We start from the raw sequence: 21,556 nt of genomic DNA on the forward strand, positions 1-21,556 counted from the left end.
CAATAAATGGGTTCAACAACGGATATAAGCGGATCGGAGTGACGAAGGACTGTGATTTATTTTGGTATTGCGCTAATTATTTTTTTGATTGATCAGGGAGTCAAATATTTGGTGGCTACGCGGATGGAATTGTACGAACAAATACCAGTCATCGGCAATTTCTTTTTAATCACCTCCCATCGAAATCGTGGAGCCGCTTTTGGAATTTTGGAAGGTCAACGTTGGCTTTTTATCGTGATTACAATTGTAGTGGTGATTGGTATCGTCTGGTACCTGCGAAAAACAGTCAAGGCTGGACAAAAGCTACTTCCTGTTGCGCTAAGTTTGGTGCTGGGGGGAGCAGTCGGTAACTTTTTGGATCGAGCTATTTCAGGGGAAGTAGTTGATTTTGCACAATTTAATTTTGGGAGCTATACGTTTCCCATTTTTAATGTGGCAGATTCGGCGATTGTCATCGGTGTAGCACTGATTATTTTGGATACATTGCTGGAATCGCGTCGGGAAAAAGGAAATGGCAATGATAGCATTGAAGGGAAGTCATAGCATGAGCGAAGTGAATGAAAACGGCGAAGCCGCAGGTCTGTCTTATGAGGACGAACTGGAGGGTGAATCTCTGGAATGGACGGCCGATTCCGGGGATGCCAAAACGCGTATAGACAAATATATCGCCGAAGAAATGAAGGAAGTGTCTCGTTCTCAGATACAGCTGTGGATCGGAAATGGTCGCGTGCTGGTGAACGGTACGGCGATCAAGGCGAACTACAAGCTGGCTGAAGGAGATCGTATTGTATTATCGGTACCGGAGCCAGAAAGTGTAGATATTGTACCGGAAAATATTCCGTTGGATGTCGTTTACGAGGACTCGGACGTTATTGTTATTAACAAGCAACGTGGTCTGGTCGTGCATCCTGCACCGGGACACTCTTCGGGAACATTGGTTAACGCACTGATGTACCACTGTCACGATCTTTCCGGCATCAACGGGGAATTACGTCCTGGTATTGTTCACCGTATTGATAAGGATACATCAGGACTGCTGATGGCGGCTAAAAATGATCAGGCTCACGCATCACTTGCAGCACAGCTTAAGGACCATAGTGTGACTCGGAAATATATAGCTTTAGTTCACGGTCATTTGAGCCACGATCAGGGAACGGTAGATGCTCCGATTGGCCGCGATTCCGGTGATCGTAAATTGTTCACAGTGACGGAACGTAACAGCAAGCATGCAGTCACCCATTTTCTCGTCATTGAACGATTGGGGGATTATACCCTGCTTGAACTTCAATTGGAAACAGGACGCACACACCAAATTCGTGTTCACATGAAATTTATTGGACACCCATTGGTTGGCGACCCTATGTATGGGCGCAGCAAAGGGGTTCGTATGGATGGTCAGGCGCTGCATGCGGCGGTACTGGGCTTTAAGCATCCATCCACTGGAGAGTACATGGAATTCAACAGACCGATCCCTCCTGATATGGAGGATGTTTTAGCGTCCCTGCGTAGTCGCTAAAACAATGACAATTTGCATTCCTATTCACAAACCTGAATAAATTATTAAGTTAAACCGCCTAAATGGCGGTTTTTTTATTGTGGGATAAGGTATGGGTAAAAACAACTATGGATAATTATACAATGAAGTTGTATAATTATTAGAGTGCTTCCGGTGGTTCCGGTTGAACGGGTGTTGACACACGATTTTCAATCTGTCATACTTCTTGTAGTTGCGATGAACTTTGTCCAAGAGATGGCTAACCATCTCACACTATGAGAAGCAGGACAAAGGAAATCCTGAATAGCACCTTTAAATCAGTCCCGTGAGGCTGGCAAGGTAACGTGAATGGATCACTGATCAGTGCATCCGCTGCGGCGGTATGTCTTCAGTGTGTCCGAGAGATCGGAGAACAGTGGAAGACTGTTCATACGAGACTCCTTGCCAAACTTGGGCAAGGAGTCTTTTTTGTATCCGAACACGGGACCAGGTCTGAAGGGAACATCACCTGAGGAGGCTGGAAGCATGAGTAATGAAACACATGTACTAATGGATGAAATTGCGATTCGTCGGGCATTGACACGGATTGCACATGAAATTTTGGAGAAAAACAAAGGTATTGACGATTGTGTGCTAGTAGGTATTCGAACACGCGGAGTTCATCTGGCGCAACGACTGGCTGAAAAAATTGCTGAGATTGAAGGCGCACCAATTCCATGGGGAGAGCTGGATGTCACAGCCTACCGGGATGACCGAAGCAGTGTAGCCGAAGCTAAAGGAAATGGAAAAGAGCTTTTGATGAATCCTGCTGACGTATCGGTTCATGATAAGAAAGTCATTCTCTTTGACGATGTGCTGTACACAGGCCGCACCATCCGCGCGGCGATGGATGCATTGATGCACTGCGGACGACCGCAAATGATTCAGCTGGCAGTGCTAGCAGATCGCGGACACCGTGAGCTTCCGATTCGTCCGGATTACATCGGCAAGAACATCCCGACCTCCAAATCTGAGGAAATCGTAGTAGCCCTTCAAGAGACGGACGGTAAGGACGAAGTGACAATCATTCAGAACCGGGGGGAACAGCTATGATCACAACAGCCAGTCAACTTAAAGAACGTAGCCTGCTCGGGTTAAAGGAACTTAGCCGAAATGAAATCGAGTCCATTCTGGATCGTGCTCATTATTGGGAATATCAACCAGAAAAACTGGTTCCAGTACTGCAATCACGCTTTGCGGCCAACATGTTTTTTGAAAACAGCACTCGCACCCGCTTTTCTTTTGAGATGGCAGAGAAGCGGCTGGGCGCTCAGGTTTTGAACTTTTCCGCTGCGGCTTCCAGTGTGGAAAAAGGGGAGTCCATTTACGATACAGTACGTACGCTCGAATCCATGGGCATTGATGCAGGAGTCATCCGGTTAAAGCCAGCCGGGGTGCTGCAAGAGCTTGCTGAGAAGGTCAGTGTTCCACTGGTTAATGCAGGGGACGGCAACAATGAGCATCCGACACAGGCTCTGCTGGACCTGTACACCATGCGCAAAACTTTCGGTGAGCTTAAAGGCTTGAGAGTATCCATCATAGGAGACATTCTGCACAGCCGTGTCGCTCGCTCGAATCTGTGGGCCTTGCAAAAATTCGGAGCCAAGGTTAGCTTCTGCGCTCCTGATAATATGCAAGCACCTGATCTTGCGGCGTACGCGCCTTATGTTCCGATGCAAGAGGCACTACAGGCGGACGTGGTCATGATGCTTCGGGTACAGCTGGAACGGCATGCCGAAGGGATGTTGCGCTCAGCGGATGAGTACCGAGAGCAGTACGGTTTGACAGAGAAAAGAGCAGCGAACCTGAAGCCCGGAACAATTATCATGCATCCAGCTCCAGTGAATCGGAACGTGGAAATTGATAGTGCGGTTGTGGAAAGCGAACAATCACGAATTTTTCCACAAATGGCAAACGGGGTTCCGATCCGCATGGCGGTTATGGAACGGGCAATGAAGCTGTAGAAGCTGTCAGTAGGATCGTAGGAAAAGTTGCAGAAAACTGAGCGGAGGAATATTTCAGATGAAACAATTAATTATGAATGCAAGCGTATTGAACGAGCAGGGCGAGGCTGAATTGAAATCCATCCTAATCGCCGACGGAAAGATTTTGGCTATTGAAAATGCGGATGCTGGAGTCAGCCTACTTATGGAAGAAGGGGCATCTGGGCAGGAGCGCGAAATCGAAAAGATCGACGCCCAGGGAAAACTGGTCATCCCCGGTTTAATCGACATGCATGTGCATCTGAGAGAACCTGGCTTTGAATATAAAGAAACGATTGAAACGGGTAGCCGCGCGGCGGTGAAAGGTGGATTTACCACGATTGCCTGCATGCCAAACACACGCCCAGTGACTGACAATGTCGACACAGTCCAGCTGGTATTGAAAAAGGGACAGGAAGCCGGGCTTGCCAAGGTTCTTCCTTACGCAGCCATTACGAAAAACGAACTGGGTCGTGAGCTGACAGATTTTGAAGCGCTCAAAGCAGCAGGTGCAATCGGCTTTACTGACGATGGTGTCGGGGTGCAAAGCGCGCAAATGATGAAGGACGCCATGGCGTGGGCCAAAGCACTGGATATGCCGGTTATTGCACACTGTGAAGATAACACGCTTGTTGAAGGAGCGGCTGTGACGGACGGCGAATTTGCCAAGCGCCACGGACTTAAAGGCATTCCGAACGAATCCGAAGCCATTCACGTCGGACGAGACATTTTGTTATCCGAGGCAACCGGGGCGCACTATCATGTATGCCATGTCAGCACAGAGCAGTCAGTGCGGTTAATCCGCCACGCGAAATCTTTTGGTATCAAGGTAACGGCTGAGGTATGCCCACACCACTTGGTATTGTCAGATGAGGACATCCCTGGGCTGGATGCGAATTGGAAAATGAATCCTCCGCTCCGCTCCCCACGTGATGTGCAGGCATGCATCGAGGGACTGGAAGACGGTACGATTGACATCGTCGTAACCGACCATGCAGCGCACAGTGAGGAAGAGAAGGCAAGAGGTATGGAGCTGGCGCCATTCGGGATCGTTGGATTTGAGACGGCCTTCCCGCTGTTGTACACGAAATTCGTAGCTACCGGACAGTGGACGCTGGACTTTCTGGTGCGTCGTATGACTGCTGATCCAGCGCGTGTCTTCCGCCTGGATACGGGACGCCTGGAAGAAGGAGCTCCAGCTGACCTGACCATGATTGATCTGGAGCAGGAGCAGGCAGTTGATCCGCAAACGTTTGCCAGCAAAGGACGCAACACTCCTTTTACAGGCTGGAAGCTCAAAGGCTGGCCTGTGAAAACTTGGGTAGACGGCAAACTGGTATGGTCTGCTGACGAAGCAAAATAAATAGAAACCACTAAAAAAATAGAACCTTATAGCAGGAAACAATATAGAGGAGTGAGACGGGATGCAGGCAAGATTGTTACTTCAGGACGGCACGCTGTTTACAGGCACATCATTTGGTGCGGAAGGTGATAAAACAGGCGAGGTCGTTTTCAACACAGGGATTACAGGCTATCAAGAGGTGCTTACTGATCCCTCTTACTGCGGACAAATCGTAACGATGACTTACCCGCTGATTGGCAACTATGGAATTACTCGTGATGACTTTGAATCGGTACGGCCTTATGTCCATGGCTTTGCTGTTAGACATTACGAGCCAGCGCCAAGTAACTGGCGTGCTCAATACAGCGTGGGCGATTTGCTGAAGGAATATGGCATCATTGGCATTAGCGACATCGACACCCGCATGCTTACCCGGATTATTCGCCATCACGGCACGATGAAGGGCATTTTGACGACTGGTTCCCAGCCGCTGGAAGAACTGAAAGAAATGATGTCTGACTTGACCATTGAAGAACTGCGCAATCAGGTTCCTATGACTTCCACACCTCATCCGTACAGTAGTCCTGGCAACGGAGAGCGGATCGTATTGATTGACTACGGTGCAAAAAGCGGCATTTTGCGCGAACTGAATAAACGGGACTGCGATGTAGTTGTCGTTCCACATGATACGACGGCTGAGGAAATTCGCCGCTTGGACCCGGACGGTATCCAGCTGTCTAACGGCCCTGGAGATCCAAAAGACGTACCCCATGCCGTTCGTACGGTAGCTGAACTGTTAGGGGAATATCCGATTTTCGGAATTTGCTTGGGACACCAGTTGTTCGCTTTAGCTTCGGGAGCGGATACGGAAAAGCTGAAATTCGGACATCGCGGTGGTAACCATCCGGTGAAAGAACTGGAGAGCGGACGCTGCTTTATCACATCGCAAAATCATGGCTACACGGTGAATGAGGATTCGATCCAAGGTACTGAGCTTGAAGTGACACATATTAATAACAACGATAAAACGATTGAAGGTCTTAAACATACCAAATATCCCGCGTTTTCGGTGCAATATCATCCAGAGGCTGCACCAGGACCTTACGATAATGGATACCTGTTTGACCGCTTTCTGGACATGATCCGTGAGCACAAAAGAAATTATCCAAAGCAACCGCGTCAGGCTGCTATCGCCGCCGCAGTGAGAGGAGAGCGCTAATATGCCGAAAAATACAGAACTTAAAAAAATACTTGTGATCGGTTCCGGTCCTATCGTCATTGGTCAGGCAGCAGAATTTGATTACGCTGGTACACAAGCTTGTCAAGCGCTCAAAGAAGAAGGCGTCGAGGTAGTACTGATCAACAGTAATCCGGCAACCATCATGACAGACACCAACATGGCAGACAAAGTATACATCGAGCCGATTACACTTGATTTTGTAACACAGATTATCCGTCAAGAGCGTCCAGATGGGCTGCTTCCTACGCTGGGAGGACAGACAGGTCTGAATATGGCAGTGGAACTGGCTCGCGCCGGAGTGCTGGAGCGTGAAAACGTCAAGCTGCTGGGAACTCAACTGAATTCGATAGAAAAAGCCGAAGATCGTGATCTGTTCCGTGATTTGATGCGCGAGTTGGAACAACCTGTACCGGAGAGTGTAATTGTAACAACCTTGGAAGAATCGTTGGAATTTGCTAACGAAATCGGTTATCCAATTATCGTTCGCCCGGCTTATACGCTAGGGGGAACAGGCGGTGGTATCTGTTCCACAGAAGAAGAACTGCGTGAAACCGTCAGCTCTGGCTTGAGATACAGTCCAATCGGACAATGTTTGGTGGAAAAAAGTATCGCAGGTATGAAGGAAGTCGAATATGAGGTCATGCGTGACGGCAATGATAACTGCATCGTTGTCTGTAATATGGAGAACTTTGATCCAGTCGGCGTGCATACTGGCGACAGTATCGTAGTAGCTCCGAGTCAGACGCTGTCAGATCGCGAATACCAGATGCTGCGCTCCGCTTCTCTGAAAATTATCCGCGCCCTCAATATCGAAGGTGGCTGTAATGTACAGTTTGCGCTTGATCCGCACAGCTATCAATACTATGTAATTGAAGTAAACCCACGCGTAAGCCGCTCCTCGGCGCTGGCTTCCAAGGCAACCGGATATCCGATTGCTAAAATGGCTGCCAAAATCGCACTGGGCTACACGTTGGATGAAATTGTGAATCCGGTAACGGGACAAACGTATGCTTGCTTTGAGCCAACACTGGATTACATCGTGAGCAAAATACCACGCTGGCCATTTGACAAATTCATTTCTGCCAACCGCAAGCTGGGCACGCAAATGAAAGCAACGGGTGAAGTCATGGCCATCGGACGCACATTCGAGGAATCCATCCATAAAGCGGTACGGTCGTTGGAAATCGGTGTACACCGTCTGCATCTTAAGGGAGCCGAACAGCTGTCTGATGACGTACTCCAGGATCGCCTGATTAAAGCAGATGATGAGCGGTTGTTCTTGGTAGCCGAGGCGTTCCGTCGCGGCTGGCAGCAGCAGGAGATTCAAGATTTGACGAAAATTGACTGGTGGTTCCTCGATAAGGTAGAGGGAATCGTCAAGTTCGAAGCCATCATCGCTGGAGAGTCTGAGCTGACCTCCGAAACACTCTATCAGGCCAAACGTAAAGGTTTTACTGACCGTTCGATCGCCGAGATTCGCAGTATGGGCCAAAACAACAGTATGATAACCGAGCGTGAGGTACGTGAATTCCGTCTAGCTCAAAACCTGCGTCCGGTCTACAAAATGGTAGATACGTGTGCAGCCGAGTTTGAAGCCACAACTCCGTACTACTACTCCTCTTACGAGGTGGAAAATGAAGTAATTCCATCTAGCAAAGAGAAAGTTATCGTACTCGGCTCTGGACCGATTCGGATCGGGCAAGGGATTGAATTTGATTACTCCACCGTACATGCGGTATGGGCTATTCAAAAAGCGGGCTACGAAGCAGTGATTATCAATAACAACCCGGAGACGGTATCTACGGACTTTAACACATCCGACCGCCTCTACTTTGAACCGCTCTTCTTCGAAGATGTCATGAATGTCATCGAGCAGGAAAAACCGATTGGGGTTATCGTCCAGTTCGGTGGTCAAACGGCCATTAATCTCGCAGCTCCGCTGAGTGCGGCAGGCGTGAATATTTTGGGTACGAGTCTGGAAAGTATCGATGAAGCGGAAGACCGGAAAAAGTTCGAGCAACTTTTGTCTCGTCTGGCTATCGCACAGCCTAAAGGCAACACGGTCACATCGGTAGATGAAGCAGTAGGAACCGCACAGGCGCTAGGCTATCCGGTCCTGGTACGGCCATCCTACGTCTTGGGTGGGCGCGCTATGGAAATCGTGTACTCAGATACGGAATTGCTGCGGTACATGGAAGAAGCGGTTAAAATCAATCCAGAGCATCCGGTGCTCATCGACCGTTATATGCTGGGTAAAGAAGTTGAGGTCGACGCCATCTGCGACGGCGAGACAGTATTGGTACCAGGCATTATGGAGCATGTAGAACGGGCCGGGGTTCACTCAGGTGACTCTATCGCGGTGTATCCACCACAGCACTTGTCTGCCGAGTTGAAACAAAAAATTGTGGAAATTACAATCAGCATCGCTAAGGAATTGAAAACGATCGGTCTGGTAAATATCCAGTTTGTTATTCATCAAGACGAGGTGTACGTGATCGAGGTTAATCCTCGCTCCTCGCGGACAGTTCCTTTCTTGAGTAAAGTAACAAATATCCCAATGGCGAATCTGGCTACACAGGCTATTTTGGGCGGTAAGCTTAAAGATGCAGGTTATTCAGAAGGTCTATGGCCTGAAAGTAATTATGTCTCGGTTAAGGTTCCGGTATTCTCCTTTGCCAAACTACGCCGTGTAGAGCCGACGCTGGGCCCGGAAATGAAATCCACAGGTGAAGTTATGGGACGCGACATTCAGTATGCCAAAGCCCTGTACAAAGGACTTGTGGGGGCTGGTATGAAAATTCCATCCACTGGGGCGATCATCATTACAGTGGCGGATAAGGACAAGGAAGAAGCTGTCGAGTTGATGCAGGGCTTTTACAGACTGGGCTATAAAATTATTGCAACAGGTGGAACAGCGGCTGCTATGGAGCAAGCCAACATTCCAGTGAACACGATCAATAAGCTGAGCGAAGGGAACCCGAACATCCTGGATATGATCCGTACGGGTGAAGCCAACTTTGTCTTCAATACGCTGACCAAAGGCAAAACGCCAGAGCGTGATGGATTCCGTATCCGCCGTGAAGCAGTTGAGAATGGCATCGTCTGCATGACCTCATTGGATACAGTACGCGCTTTGCTAAGAATGCTGGAAACAATCAATTTCACATCCGAATCCATGCCAGTCCTGAGCAAATAATGCGTTACGAATAGATGTGAGGAAATAAGTAGCACAGGGAAGGACATTCATCAGCTTCGGCTGACGGATGTCCTTTATCACGGGCAAATGTACCCGAATTGACGTGAAAAGGGGATGTAGAACGGTGAATGGAGCATTTCAGCAGATGGCAGGACGGCTGATGGTTGCGTTAGATTATCCCAATGCACAACAGGCTGAGCAGTTAATTCGGCAGCTAGAGGGGATTCCTTGTTATATAAAAGTAGGTATGCAACTGTTTTATAGTGCAGGGCCAGCTTTTGTAGAACAGCTAAAGTCCAGAGGATACTCCGTATTTCTGGATTTGAAAATGCATGATATCCCTAACACGGTGCGGGGAGGGGCAGAGAGCATTACACGCCTAGGTGTGGATATGTTCAACGTACATGCTGCTGGGGGCGTTAATATGATGTCAGCCGCTAAAGCTGGTGCAGAAGCAGCTATTTCGGCAGACAGCTCGCTTTCCATGCCGCTCATTATTGCAGTCACACAGCTGACCAGCACGGATCAGATGACCATGAATAAGGAGTTAGGTATTCCTGGTACGGTACAGGATGCAGTGGTTCGTTACGCACAACTGACCCGTGAGGCGGGACTGGATGGTGTGGTAGCATCCCCTTTGGAAGTGCCTGCCATTCGTGCTGTGTGTGGAGCAGAATTTAAGACGATAACCCCTGGCATACGCCCGGCAGGTAGTGCTACAGGCGATCAATCACGTGTGCTTACTCCTGGACAAGCCATTGACCAAGGCAGCAGCTACATTGTCGTTGGACGTCCTATCACCGCAGCAGCAGACCCACGCGCCGCAGCGGAACACATTATTGAGGAGATGATACAAGTATGACTACATTGAATAGTATACCCGAGCAAATTGCATCCCATCTGTTACGTATTCAGGCGGTGGCATTGCGCCCGCAGCAGCCTTTTACATGGACATCGGGCATTAAATCGCCAATTTACTGCGACAATCGCCTGACCATGTCCTACCCGGAGGTACGCGAGCTGATCGCAGACTCATTTGCTGCCCTCATTCGTGAGCAATATCCCGAAACCGAAGTCATTGCAGGGACAGCTACAGCAGGGATTCCTCATGCGGCCTGGGTGGCGCAAAAGCTAAATCTGCCAATGGCCTATGTAAGGGACAAAGCTAAAGGACATGGGAAAGAGAACCAAATTGAAGGCCGCATCAGCCCAGGACAAAAGGTTATGGTCATCGAGGATCTCATTTCTACAGGAGGCAGCTCCATTAAAGCAGCACAGGCTGTAGCACAAGCAGGCGCTCAGCCGTTAGCGGTACTAGCCATTTTCAGCTACCAGCTAGACAAAGCGACTCAAGCTTTTGAAGAAGCAGGTGTGGAGCTGCAAAGCTTGTCCAATTATACAGCTCTGATGAATGTTGCCTTGCGTGAAGGAACCATTCAGGAAGAAGAGATGGAACTGCTGCGTTCTTGGCGTCAGGACCCGGCTTCCTTTGGCAAATAAGATGAGCTATAGGGAACAACAGAGCTAATGATTAGAACGATTCGTACTCGTTGCTAACTATTGTAGATTGTTATGGCTCGGGCCGTGTAAATCGAATTCGATCCGGTTACACTACTCCTACCATCATGTGAAAAGAGGGAGCTCGGATGTATTGGATTTACTATGGCAGACTGTACACGACTAAATTTCAGGCAGGATGTCTGGCAAAAAGGTTGGAGCACGACGGCTGGATGTATGGCTACAATGATCCCCGCGCAGTGGAGGTGTACCGCTCGCGCAAAGGTCGTTATGGTGTCCGATTTATTCCGTAAGTCCATAAAAATAATTTTATAAAAGAAAATTTTCGAAAGACTATTGACGAAACACAAGAAAATGTTGTATATTAATTAACGTTGCTGTTATGAATATGTAACGTGAATATACAAATTTTTTTGAGGGCCCTTAGCTCAGTTGGTTAGAGCGGTCGGCTCATAACCGATTGGTCGGGGGTTCGAGTCCCTCAGGGCCCATTTCCTCAAAAACCCTTGCGTAGCAAGGGTTTTTTTGTTGTTTATAGAGGGTGAGAAAATGGAGGGGAATAGCCCCTTTATTAGGGAGCGATTATAATTTGCTGCGAACCTTCTCTTTCTTCACTTTTTCTAAATGTGATTTAATTTTTTTAATCTTTCATTGCCATGAAGAATGCCCCCTTAGAATATATTAAACTACCCAGTGGGGATCAATATCTATTCTAGGGGATGCAATCTATAGGCTAGGAGAAGCTCCCAAAAGGCTATTTTTTGAGATTTTAAACTTGAACGGATTATATTCAATGGAAAAATCCTCCGCAGACCCCTTTGCAATTAAGGTTAAGTCCGTAGAAGGGTCAACTTTTGAGAATGTCAGAATTCCTTCTGTCTTCATACCAGGTAGTATTTCAGACTGTAACGCAGGATAAGTATAACTTACACTATCAGTCGTTGGTTCGTATTGTTTGTTTCCTTGAACCAATTTAGTATAAAAGTCATAATAATTTATCGTGTTTTTAGATTTGTTTTCGATTGCCATATAAATCCGTGTTTCCTCTTCAGCAAACTCGACTTTTTGAAGAGTCATGATATAGCCCTTTTGTTTTATTGACTTATTTACTTCTATAGTGCTCAATGTAGGATCAATAAACATAGATTTTTCTATTTTATTTGCCGAGATGGCAGGAGCTGAGGTGTAGGTGCCGTAGGTCGTTCTATAGCGATATTTATCAATGACAGTACCGGTTACGTGGATAAAATCATTCTCTTTTGCATTAGAGAAGCTGGAAAAACTATTGCCGTAGACAAAAGTGTTTTTTTCATTATTTTTCGGATCAGCATTTACTTGAACATAAATCCCATCTCTATCCTCCTTAGGACCATTAGTGATTTGTCCATAAAAATCAATAGAGCGGTCTTCAAACTGATCAGCATTGACGTACATTTGTTCAAATTCTTCTTTAGATAATAATGAATGATCTTTACTTGATGATACTCCACATGCTGTTAATCCCATTATAAAAATATAAAAGCACACAAAAGAGAGAAAAAAGCTTTATTTTTCATGAACCCAATATCCTCCAGCATAATAATATAGTAGCAATAGTCTATCAGAACTAGATCTATTTTTCTATAAATATTTACAAATAACTAATTTCACTATTTTTTCTCACGTTTTTACCGAAATTTATTATGCCTGGCTACAATCAAGCCTTCATTTTTTACTTTGTGCAGCTGTTTCCATTGTTTGGTTTGCCACAATCGTATTATTGTTGAGTTATGTAAGGAAATGGTTAATGTCTCCGAGAGTACAAAATGTTATTGATAAAGCTATGGGCCTCGTTTTAATTGGATTCGGTTTAAACATGATCTTTAGAGTTCAAAGAACAGGACATTGAATAGCTATGAGAATAGGGGTTGACATCAGCCCGTCCATAAAAATAGCACTGCCCAATAAACGGACAGTGCTATTTTTACCGTTTTTATCTTAAGATACCTTAACAGTGTATACCATTCTCAATTTACCGTTACCGCCGTAAATCTCAACTCTTGCATTCGTTGCAGTAGTGGTGGTTACCACCCCGGAAGCGGAGACGGTGACATTTCCGCTCGCCACTTTATAAGTATCCCCTGGGTAATTTGACAACGCATAGGAATAATTACGTGGCAACGTAGCCGTTCTGTAGTATACTCCGTTAACTTCTACGACAGGCGTAATTACCGGAGAAGGGCCTACAGATGCGGACGCGCTAGGGACGATAATACTCCCAATAAGTCTTTACTGTACTTTTGAACTATTCTCCTAGCTGTATAGTCTTTGATCCACACGGAATAAAAAACGGACGTCAGAGTGATTAGCTCCAAGTCCGTTTTGTGTTTGTATCTATTTAGTTCTTGATATCAGTTTACAAGTTGGTGTGCAAGCTTCTCATCGCTGTCTAGATTCTTTTCTACGATACGCTGTTTTAATGCAGACAGTTCCGCACACTGTCGAATGGCTTCCGCTACAAGCTGGGCGACCTGTTTGGCTCCTTCGTCAGAAAAATGGGTATTATCCGTTACACCAGCGGGGTAATTAGGATGCGCTTTTTCAGGCAAATGCATAAATAGCTGCTGTGACTCTTTTTCACCCATTGAACGATAAAGCTGCTGAGAAGCTTCAAAAATATCGAGCAGGGGTGTCTTGGTTTCCGCGGCTACTTTTCTCATGGCAGCAGGATAGGCTCCTACAGCCAACGGATCAGGTTCACCGTCTGCGGTGAATCGGCGGCGGCTTACAGAGGTCAATAGCACTGGAATTCCATCACGCTCCCGAGCGGACTGAATGTATTGAATTAAGTTTTGACGATACTCTCCATCAGGATCGGTATAGCGAGTGGGGTCTTCTTGTTTCTCATCGTTGTGTCCAAATTGAATAAACAGATAATCTCCAGCTTGAATATCTTTTTCAATATCAGCTAACCGGCCTTCTGCTATAAAAGATTTGGTGCTTCGTCCATTGACAGCACGATTGTCGACATGAACAGACGGTGCCAAGTAGCTTTGCAAGTGTTCGCCCCAGCCTGTCATCGGTTTTTCGGTAGCCCCTTTTTGAGCTGCAGTGGAGTCCCCAGCGATAAACAGTCGAGTTGTCATCTGTTGCCTTGCCTGAGCATATCCATGTTTTTGAAGCCAAGTTTCCGCCAGATCAAGCCATTGATGGCATTCATGGTTGCCCTCTGACAATCCCAAGCCGTGTCTTCCTTCCTCAAATACATGCAGTTCAAACGGAATATGTTCTCTGGATAATGAAAAAGCGAACAACAGACTATTTTCTACTGGTACAGCGCCATCATTAGCTGTAGTCCACATCAAAGTTGGAGGTGTCTGTGAAGTTACTTGCTGATCGGATGAAAAGGCTTGAAGCTGCTCCAGCGTCGGCTGTTCCCCTAAAAAATGCGTACGGCTTCCGATATGTGTATAAGGCTCATGAAATGAAATTACAGGGTATCCCAACAACAGAAGATCTGGCTTTACTGTCCCTATAGTGGAGACAATGGAGGCCAAGTGACCGCCTGCAGAAAAACCGATGAGCCCCACTTGATCAGGAATGACTAGCCAGTCATGCGGTGTTTGGCGAATCCATTGCAGAGCATGTTCTACATCCTCCAACAAGGAAGTAATCTCGAAATCGCCGACTTGATACTTCAGCACACCCGCATGAATACCTAGATCATTCAACCATAGGGCTATAGGATCTCCTTCATGTGAGGCCAAATGCTCGTAGCCACCGCCAGGTAATACCAATATAAAAGGACGAGCTTCACGAACTGCTACGGGATAGAGGGAGAGAAAAGAAGTGTCTGACGGAAATTCTTCTTTTATAATCGGTTCTTTAGGACTAACAACATGTAACATAAGTAACTCCTCCAAATTTCTTTTTAACTGCCGCAAACCAAACAAAATCGACTTAAATTGGAATGATACGGATGTAAAAAATAATGCACACGTGAAAAAAATGATTTAAACCTTGTTATGAAAGCGCTATAATTTTGATGTGAAGCAAAGAGCCAGAGGGGGAGCGCAATGAAAAAAGGAAGAATGTTCTACACTATTTTTATTACGATTCTGGTTTTGGGAGTAGGATTGGTGGCCAGTTTTGGCAGCTACATCTATTTTACAACAATTAGCTCCGTTGTGGAGAGAGTTTCCAATACCAAGCAAAGCTACATGGCACAGATCAGAAATAGTCTGGAGCAAAAAATTCAAACGATTGAATATGCTTTTAATACGTATAGCACGACCAGTTCCTTTAATGATGTTGTGAAAAATCCCATTACAGAAAAAGATTTTATAGCGTATCGGAATGTGAATACTCAGCTCAATTATATTGCTACGATGGGATTAGAAGGAACGGAATATTCACTAATCAGTCTGGATCAGAATTGGAGAATCTCCAATGGTAGCCTGTCCTATTTGACGAAAACGGAACGAGAAAAGCTGATTAATACCTATATCGACCACCAAGAGAAGGGGCTATTCTGGGTTAAAACAGATAAAGGAATTCGTTTTGTGAATACCTTGCCTGTATTCTCTAAGAAGAAGCAAGCCATTGCTTTGTCGGATATTTCGCTGCAAACGTTAAATCATACGATTCAAACCGAGGATCATATGGCTGTTTTTATTTTGAATAAACAAGGCGATTTAATGTATGAAACCCAGCCTGCTGAACAATTATTGTCCACCCAGCAGCTTCAGCACATTTCAGAAGCGAAGCCGAACAACACAGGTATGTTAACTTTGGAGAAAACGGATCAGCAGCCTGCACGACAAGTCATTTACGCCAAATCTGCCTATAACAATTGGACTTACTTAACGGTATTGGATAAGAAAGAAATTGCGGATGCCTTTCAAACGACCAAATTTGGAATCATCATGATGGGACTTGTATTAACGCTCTTAATGGTGGTAGTAGCGTACTTCATTGCCATTTACTTTACCAAGCCATTTCAGCAAATAAAACGAAGCTTGCCTAAAAATCCTAATTTCGCTTTCAAAAATGAACCTTCTAAAAATGAAATTGAATGGATTATTAATTCCATCGACAACATTGTAACCGAGAAGGAAAGCTTGGAAAGTCTCATTCAGTCCGAAATGCCACAGTTGGAAACCCAATTGATTCTCAACCTGTTCCGCAAACGTATTTCTGCAGAGGAATTGGCACGAAAAATGCCACGCTTGGGTTATCCGCAGATCGAGAATCAAATGTATATTACCTTGTTAGTCCAACTGGATAATCTGGGAGATCGAGATCCCTCGGATAAAGACGTTTTGCTGCTGGCTATTAACAAAATCGTAGAAGAAACGATTCCAGAGCAGCAGCGAATGCTTCCCATCATTTTGAACGATAACACTCAGGCCACCATATTAATTTTGACAGGTAAGAGCGAACAGGAAACGAGAAAGCAAGTCCTGGATGATGCGACCCTTTTGGTTCGAAACGTAAAAGAGTATTTGAATGTATCCATCAGCATCGGCATTAGTACGGTGTATGATAACTTATTAGAAAGTAAAGAAGCCTGTGAGATGAGCAAGCAAGCTTTGCATCACCGTTTAAATTTAGGCAAAGAGTCGATTATTTTTTATGAAGATATTTCCATGGTCATTTCAGGTCCGGTGCTGCTTCATTATCCTACGGAATTGGAATCAAAACTGTTTGATGCCATCCGAATAGGGGACGAAGAGCAGGTATATCATACCGTGCACTCTTTATTAGAGGAAATGATGATAAAAAATAATCATTCCATGAACTTTGAAGTGCTGTTGGTACGATTTGTGAATAACCTCATCCAATTGGAGCAACTATTAGGGATTGAAGTGTTGCTGACGCAAGACAATCATGCCTTGTATCATCGTTTGCTGGACATCCGTAACCCGGAAGAGATAGAACGTATGCTGATAGAGCAAGTTATTTTCCCCATGGTAAAAAGCATGAAAGAGAAGACCAACCAGCAATTCCGTTGTCTCTCGGAGAAAATTGCTGCTATTATCCGTGCTGAATATGACCAGGAATTATCATTAGAACTCATTGGAGACCGACTTCATTACAATCCGAATTATTTAAGCAGTATTTTCAAAAAAGAATACGGAACGACGTTTAGTGAATATCTGATGGGCTACCGTTTACAAATGGGCAAAAAGTGGCTCGTTGAGACAGATATGACGATTAAAGAAATCGCCGAGCGACTGCAATATCATAATTCACAAAACTTTATCCGCTCTTTTCGGAAAAAGGAACAGGTTACACCGGGAGCTTACCGAAAGATGAAGCAAGCCAATTAACCTTTAACCGCTCCTAACAAAGCTCCTTTGACAAAGTGCTTTTGTACAAATGGATACACGATTAACATCGGAACGGTCGCAATGACAATGACCGCCATCTTAATCGTCTGCGCAGGCGGGATGACATCTACAGCAGTTCCTTCTGCCTGCATACCACTGGAAACGATTACAATTTGACGTAGCAAGACTTGAATCGGCCATTTGGCAGAATCATTAATATAGAGAATGGCGTGCATATACGTATTCCAGTAGGCAACAGCGTAGAACAGAGAGATGGTTGCAATAGAAGGCAGGGCTAATGGCAACATAATTTTAAAGAAGATACCAAAATCGTTGCACCCGTCCATCTTGGCTGATTCCTCCAGATCATCTGGCAGCGCTTGAAAAAAGTTACGCATGATAATCAGGTTAAACGCATTAATGGCCACGGGAAGAATCAAGGACCAATACGAATTGATAAGCCCCATGCTTTTTACAACCAGGAATGTCGGAATCATCCCCCCACTAAACAACATAGAAAACACGACAATGAAGTTAATCGTATTGCGGCCTAGTAGATATCTTCGGGATAATCCATAAGCCATAAAAGCAGTAAATATCATGCTTACAACTGTACCGACGATCGTTACTCCGACCGAAACCCCGAGACCTCTAAAAATGGTGGGAGTCGACAGAATATAGCGGTAGGCATCCAAGGAAAAAGTAACTGGGAATAAAATGAACTTCTTGGCTATCACTTCTTCGGTTGAGGCAAAAGAGCTGGCGATGATATTCAAAAAAGGTAAGAGACAAGTGAGGGCAATGAGAATCAATAGTGTACTGTTTACAATGTTGAAAATACGGCTGCCCAGCGATTCTTTTTTTCGTAATTTTTGTTTTCGTAATGGCTGTGTCAATGTGGTTGACCTCCTCGTAATCGTTTACATGTCAACCTTATCAACAGGAAAGAATTCCGTATATAATCAAATCTTGAGGTGTTCTCTAATCATGGAAATAAGCGGATGCTCATTAGGTTGTGTAGTAATCATTAGCTAAGGTGATAATGTTGAAAAGTAGGCTGCACACCCAGTTTTGTAAACGCTATCATTTGATGATTATATGCGGAATGCCGAAAATCGCATACTCTTGAAAACGTATACAGGAACGTTTGAAGGAGGTCGAACTAATGAAAGTTTCCAGTGTCCCCGCACCAAACATGAAAATGAAAAAGAACAAAAGAACGACGGAAAGCCTTTTACGAATGCAGAAACACAAGTTGCTCTATTTAATGGTTTTACCCGGACTGGTGTACTTCATTATTTTTAAGTATTTTCCTATGGGAGGATTGGTGATTGCATTTCAGGATTATCAAGCTTTTCAGGGAATCACGGGCAGTCCATGGGTAGGAATGAAGCATTTTATTCGTTTGTTTACCGAGCCTACGTTTTTTATGCTGCTTCGCAATACGCTGGTTTTGTTCGCATTGAACATTGTAATCTTTTTTCCATTGCCCATCATTTTGGCACTCATGCTGAACGAGGTTAGGAAGATGTTTTTTAAGAACATTATTCAAACCATCATCTACATCCCGCACTTTATGTCATGGGTTATCATTGTTTCGATTTCTTATGTATTCCTAACCGTAGACGGTGGGGTGCTGAATGAAATGATTGCCGCGCTAGGCGGTGAGAAGATCAGCTTCTTAACTTCTCCCCAATGGCTGCGAACCGTCTACATCGGGCAAGTGATTTGGAAGGAACTCGGCTGGTCTACCATCATTTATTTATCTGCGATTACAGTGGTAGATACGCAATTGTATGAGGCAGCAGAGATGGACGGAGCTGGACGCCTGAGAAAGACATGGCACGTTACCTTGCCTGCGATCCGCCCAGTCATTATTACATTGTTAATTTTGAAAATCGGTAGCACGTTGGATTTGGGCTTTGAGCATATGTATCTGTTATTGAACTCATTAAATCGCGAGGTTGCCGAAATCTTTGACACCTACATTTATACTGCGGGTTTAAAGAATGGACAATTAAGTTTCAGTACGACGGTAGGACTTTTTAAAGGTGTGGTAGGTTTAATCCTGATTATGGGCTCCAATCGACTGGCCAAGAAATTTGGTGAAGACGGCGTTTACTAATGACGACGGGAAGGATGCAAAATGGTACGGTTTGTAGAAAACATGAACAAATGGTGCATGCGCCTGCTGCGTCTGGTCTACCTTAATTTGCTTTGGACGGTTGCGACGATTCTGGGCTTGGGTTTTATAGGTGTCGGACCTGCGACCGTTGCTATGCTTAGTATTTTAAGGCAGTGGATTCGGGGCAATGAGGAAGTCGCCATTTTCTCGACGTTTGTACGTTACTTTAGAGAAAGCTTTAAAGAAGCAGCAATCATTGGCGGGCTTTACAGCCTTGTGGGTTACGTACTCTACGTGGATATAGTCAATGTCTCGTCCTGGTATGTTCGTGTGGTGACGCTTATTGGAGCCTTTTTGTATCTCATCTCTTTGGCCTACATTTTCCCGCTACTGGCTCACTATGATTGGAAAGGTATCAGACTGAAGGTCAAAATGTCGATAGTGATTGGATTTTCGTATTTACAATATACGCTTGTTCTTTTTGTAGCCATTGTCGTGCTTTTTGCATTGATTCTAGGCTTGTACCCAGGAATTCTAACTTTTGCCGGAGCAAGTATTATGGGTTATCTCGTGATGTGGATGACGCATCAGGTGTTCAGCAAAATAGAACGAGAGGTTCTGGTGAAAGAGGAAGATATGGCATAAATATATAAACAGAAGAGGAGCAAACACAATGAAAAAGGGAATCACGACGAAAAAGGGAGTATCAGGTCTTCTTGCTGTACTAATGGTCATGAGTGTTTTTTTAGCTGCTTGCGGTGACAAGGGAGCTGAGGATCAAAGCGGCCAAACCTATGATCCGAAGTCCAAACTGGAATTTACCTGGTTAAACGTATTGCATACAGCTTCTCCGCCTACAGAAACGATCAAAAGCAAAATTGAAGAATACACCAATTCTAAAATCACGTTCAATTGGGTGCCTGACGCTTCCAAAGAAGAGAGAATCACTACCGCGCTTGCGTCCGGCGAATTGGCCGATATGGTGACACTGACGATGATGACAAATTCTTCAGTACGAAGCTCTTTGAAATCAGGGCTATTCTGGGATGTAGGAAAGTATTTGGATGATTATGAAAATTTGAAGAAGATCCCGCCTGAAGTTCGGGAAGCCGCATCCATTGAAGGGGTACTGTATGGCGTTCCGTTCCAGAAGAATCTGGCTCGGGCGGGTCTGGTCATTCGTCAGGATTGGCTGGATCGCTTAGGACTGAAGGTGCCGACGACACTGGATGAGTTGTATGAAGTTGCGAGAGCGTTTACAGAAGATGATCCGGATGGAAATGGAAAAAATGATACGACTGGGTTTGTTGACAGATCGGATCTACGCTACAGCAGCTTCAAAACTTTAAGTTCCTACTTTGGCACACCTAATGGCTGGAAAGTAGATGAAAGCGGAAAGTTTACGCCAGAATTTGATACTCCTCAATATTTGGAGACCTTAAAGTATTCCAATAAATTATACAAAAATGGATATCTCTCTAAAGACTTTGCTGTAACCGCTAAAACGGATCAGCAGCAACAATTTGCACAAGGTAAAGCAGGTATTTATACGGGCATGATCGATATCTCTAACCTCAGAACCTTGTCCCAAGGCCTACAAAAGGGACTGAAGCTGGTACCGGTTAACAAGATTTCGAATGGAGATGGCAAATACCACGTATGGTCTGAAGGAAGCGGGGTAGGAGGTTTGCTGGCATTTCCAAAATCCGAAGTGAAAACGGAAGCTGAGTTGAAGAGACTGCTGCAATTTGTAGATGATTTAATTGACAAAGATGTATATATGTATATGACCGGCGGTATTGAAGGCACTCATTATAAAATCGAAAAAGATGGAGCCTTCAAAATTACGAATACAGATTTGTGGCAAGCAGATGTTCAGCCGTTTTCAAGCTCCAGACCAAGTGAAGTGACCTATAACTTAAAAGATGCCAATCCAGAAAAGGAACTGGCTAATGAATTAGTCCGAGAAAATAATGAATTTGCTGTTCTGGACCCAACCGTGCCACTGGATTCAGTCACCGCTAATGAGCAAGGAACAGAGCTGGAGAAAATCATTACCGACGCCTCCTTCAAATTTATTATGGGTGAGCTTGACGAAGCCGGGTTTAAAGCAGCCGTAGAAAACTGGAAAAACTCCGGTGGATCACGGATTACTGCTGAGTACGAGGAAGCGTATAAGAAAACGAAAAAATAATAGCTGAGCATGGCTGTTGCCCCCAGACTCCTTGAATGATTTCTTGGATGTTGAAACCCGGGGGCAGCTTATGCTTTCCCAATACAAAATGGATCTAACATCCACAAAATATAA

18 protein-coding genes and 1 tRNA gene are annotated in these 21,556 nt (G+C 45.2%); 15 read left to right on the forward strand and 4 right to left on the reverse strand.

The genetic code is table 11. The features are described from left to right. The first annotated feature begins 51 nt into the window (after positions 1–51). From lspA to ACUYLD_RS05895, 11 genes are all read left to right on the forward strand, one after another. Positions 52–543: a signal peptidase II gene (lspA, locus tag ACUYLD_RS05845; protein WP_023989430.1), complete on the forward strand. Its 492-nt coding sequence runs from the start codon at positions 52–54 to the stop codon at positions 541–543. Position 544: 1 nt separating this feature from the next. Then, entirely contained in the window at positions 545–1,516 is a 972-nt protein-coding gene (locus ACUYLD_RS05850) for an RluA family pseudouridine synthase (protein WP_069289976.1), read from the forward strand. 504 nt (positions 1,517–2,020) lie between these two features. Next, complete coding sequence (gene pyrR, locus ACUYLD_RS05855; RefSeq protein ID WP_043882258.1) at positions 2,021–2,587, forward strand: bifunctional pyr operon transcriptional regulator/uracil phosphoribosyltransferase PyrR; 567 nt, start codon at positions 2,021–2,023, stop codon at positions 2,585–2,587. Continuing rightward, positions 2,584–3,498, forward strand: a complete 915-nt coding sequence (locus tag ACUYLD_RS05860; RefSeq protein ID WP_069289975.1) for an aspartate carbamoyltransferase catalytic subunit — start codon at positions 2,584–2,586, stop codon at positions 3,496–3,498. Before pyrR ends, ACUYLD_RS05860 begins: the two co-directional genes overlap by 4 nt. A gap of 58 nt (positions 3,499–3,556) precedes the next feature. Then, positions 3,557–4,879 (forward strand): dihydroorotase, encoded by a 1,323-nt coding sequence (locus ACUYLD_RS05865; RefSeq protein ID WP_446674600.1) that lies wholly within the window; start codon positions 3,557–3,559, stop codon positions 4,877–4,879. Between the two features lie 61 nt (positions 4,880–4,940). Further along, a complete protein-coding gene (gene carA / locus ACUYLD_RS05870) occupies positions 4,941–6,077 on the forward strand; it encodes a glutamine-hydrolyzing carbamoyl-phosphate synthase small subunit (RefSeq protein WP_235309402.1) in 1,137 nt (378 codons plus the stop codon). 1 nt (position 6,078) lies between these two features. Next, positions 6,079–9,294: a carbamoyl-phosphate synthase large subunit gene (carB, locus tag ACUYLD_RS05875; protein ID WP_446674601.1), complete on the forward strand. Its 3,216-nt coding sequence runs from the start codon at positions 6,079–6,081 to the stop codon at positions 9,292–9,294. Positions 9,295–9,361: 67 nt separating this feature from the next. Beyond that, positions 9,362–10,156 (forward strand): orotidine-5'-phosphate decarboxylase, encoded by a 795-nt coding sequence (gene pyrF / locus ACUYLD_RS05880; RefSeq protein ID WP_081112405.1) that lies wholly within the window; start codon positions 9,362–9,364, stop codon positions 10,154–10,156. After that, positions 10,153–10,794, forward strand: a complete 642-nt coding sequence (pyrE, locus tag ACUYLD_RS05885) for an orotate phosphoribosyltransferase (protein WP_061828494.1) — start codon at positions 10,153–10,155, stop codon at positions 10,792–10,794. The genes pyrF and pyrE overlap by 4 nt, the downstream gene beginning before the upstream one ends. 146 nt (positions 10,795–10,940) lie before the next feature. Further along, positions 10,941–11,105, forward strand: a complete 165-nt coding sequence (locus ACUYLD_RS05890; RefSeq protein ID WP_014282411.1) for a hypothetical protein — start codon at positions 10,941–10,943, stop codon at positions 11,103–11,105. 124 nt (positions 11,106–11,229) lie between these two features. Next, positions 11,230–11,303: transfer RNA gene (locus tag ACUYLD_RS05895), tRNA-Ile, on the forward strand. A gap of 235 nt (positions 11,304–11,538) precedes the next feature. Here ACUYLD_RS05895 and ACUYLD_RS05900 read toward each other — a convergent pair. From ACUYLD_RS05900 to ACUYLD_RS05910, 3 genes are all read right to left on the reverse strand, one after another. After that, a complete protein-coding gene (locus ACUYLD_RS05900) occupies positions 11,539–12,246 on the reverse strand; it encodes a DUF4352 domain-containing protein (protein ID WP_446674602.1) in 708 nt (235 codons plus the stop codon). 543 nt (positions 12,247–12,789) lie between these two features. Next, on the reverse strand, positions 12,790–12,918 hold the full coding sequence (locus ACUYLD_RS05905; protein WP_257785365.1) for a hypothetical protein: 129 nt from the start codon (positions 12,916–12,918) through the stop codon (positions 12,790–12,792). Positions 12,919–13,202: 284 nt separating this feature from the next. After that, positions 13,203–14,699, reverse strand: a complete 1,497-nt coding sequence (locus ACUYLD_RS05910) for a GDSL-type esterase/lipase family protein (RefSeq protein ID WP_446674603.1) — start codon at positions 14,697–14,699, stop codon at positions 13,203–13,205. 168 nt (positions 14,700–14,867) lie between these two features. On the opposite strand from ACUYLD_RS05910, the gene ACUYLD_RS05915 reads away from it, so the two are divergent. Further along, positions 14,868–17,123, forward strand: a complete 2,256-nt coding sequence (locus ACUYLD_RS05915) for a helix-turn-helix domain-containing protein (RefSeq protein ID WP_446674604.1) — start codon at positions 14,868–14,870, stop codon at positions 17,121–17,123. Here ACUYLD_RS05915 and ACUYLD_RS05920 read toward each other — a convergent pair. After that, positions 17,120–18,019: a carbohydrate ABC transporter permease gene (locus ACUYLD_RS05920; protein WP_013311057.1), complete on the reverse strand. Its 900-nt coding sequence runs from the start codon at positions 18,017–18,019 to the stop codon at positions 17,120–17,122. The genes ACUYLD_RS05915 and ACUYLD_RS05920 overlap by 4 nt on opposite strands. A 269-nt stretch (positions 18,020–18,288) precedes the next feature. Here ACUYLD_RS05920 and ACUYLD_RS05925 point away from each other — a divergent pair, with 269 nt between their 5' ends. From ACUYLD_RS05925 to ACUYLD_RS05935, 3 genes are read left to right on the forward strand one after another with little or no spacing between them, the layout of a single operon-like run. Further along, the gene (locus tag ACUYLD_RS05925; RefSeq protein ID WP_023989418.1) at positions 18,289–19,248 is read left to right on the forward strand and encodes an ABC transporter permease; all 960 of its coding nucleotides are present in this window, start codon (positions 18,289–18,291) and stop codon (positions 19,246–19,248) included. A gap of 21 nt (positions 19,249–19,269) precedes the next feature. Next, entirely contained in the window at positions 19,270–19,893 is a 624-nt protein-coding gene (locus ACUYLD_RS05930) for a YesL family protein (protein WP_013311055.1), read from the forward strand. 28 nt (positions 19,894–19,921) lie between these two features. Next, positions 19,922–21,442 (forward strand): extracellular solute-binding protein, encoded by a 1,521-nt coding sequence (locus ACUYLD_RS05935; protein WP_028540499.1) that lies wholly within the window; start codon positions 19,922–19,924, stop codon positions 21,440–21,442. Positions 21,443–21,556 lie beyond the last annotated feature (114 nt).

It is taken from the genome of Paenibacillus sp. SER-28 (assembly GCF_052906305.1).

What these genes read in the sequence shown, in the direction of transcription:
- ACUYLD_RS05850 (WP_069289976.1), top strand. Translation starts at nt 545, where the DNA reads ATGAGCGAAGTGAATGAAAACGGCGAAGCCGCAGGTCTGTCTTATGAG.
- pyrR (WP_043882258.1), top strand. Translation starts at nt 2,021, where the DNA reads ATGAGTAATGAAACACATGTACTAATGGATGAAATTGCGATTCGTCGG.
- ACUYLD_RS05860 (WP_069289975.1), top strand. Translation starts at nt 2,584, where the DNA reads ATGATCACAACAGCCAGTCAACTTAAAGAACGTAGCCTGCTCGGGTTA.
- ACUYLD_RS05865 (WP_446674600.1), top strand. Translation starts at nt 3,557, where the DNA reads ATGAAACAATTAATTATGAATGCAAGCGTATTGAACGAGCAGGGCGAG.
- carA (WP_235309402.1), top strand. Translation starts at nt 4,941, where the DNA reads ATGCAGGCAAGATTGTTACTTCAGGACGGCACGCTGTTTACAGGCACA.
- carB (WP_446674601.1), top strand. Translation starts at nt 6,079, where the DNA reads ATGCCGAAAAATACAGAACTTAAAAAAATACTTGTGATCGGTTCCGGT.
- pyrF (WP_081112405.1), top strand. Translation starts at nt 9,362, where the DNA reads ATGTCCTTTATCACGGGCAAATGTACCCGAATTGACGTGAAAAGGGGA.
- pyrE (WP_061828494.1), top strand. Translation starts at nt 10,153, where the DNA reads ATGACTACATTGAATAGTATACCCGAGCAAATTGCATCCCATCTGTTA.
- ACUYLD_RS05890 (WP_014282411.1), top strand. Translation starts at nt 10,941, where the DNA reads ATGTATTGGATTTACTATGGCAGACTGTACACGACTAAATTTCAGGCA.
- ACUYLD_RS05900 (WP_446674602.1), bottom strand. Translation starts at nt 12,246, where the DNA reads ATGTACGTCAATGCTGATCAGTTTGAAGACCGCTCTATTGATTTTTAT.
- ACUYLD_RS05910 (WP_446674603.1), bottom strand. Translation starts at nt 14,699, where the DNA reads ATGTTACATGTTGTTAGTCCTAAAGAACCGATTATAAAAGAAGAATTT.
- ACUYLD_RS05915 (WP_446674604.1), top strand. Translation starts at nt 14,868, where the DNA reads ATGAAAAAAGGAAGAATGTTCTACACTATTTTTATTACGATTCTGGTT.
- ACUYLD_RS05925 (WP_023989418.1), top strand. Translation starts at nt 18,289, where the DNA reads ATGAAAGTTTCCAGTGTCCCCGCACCAAACATGAAAATGAAAAAGAAC.
- ACUYLD_RS05930 (WP_013311055.1), top strand. Translation starts at nt 19,270, where the DNA reads ATGGTACGGTTTGTAGAAAACATGAACAAATGGTGCATGCGCCTGCTG.
- ACUYLD_RS05935 (WP_028540499.1), top strand. Translation starts at nt 19,922, where the DNA reads ATGAAAAAGGGAATCACGACGAAAAAGGGAGTATCAGGTCTTCTTGCT.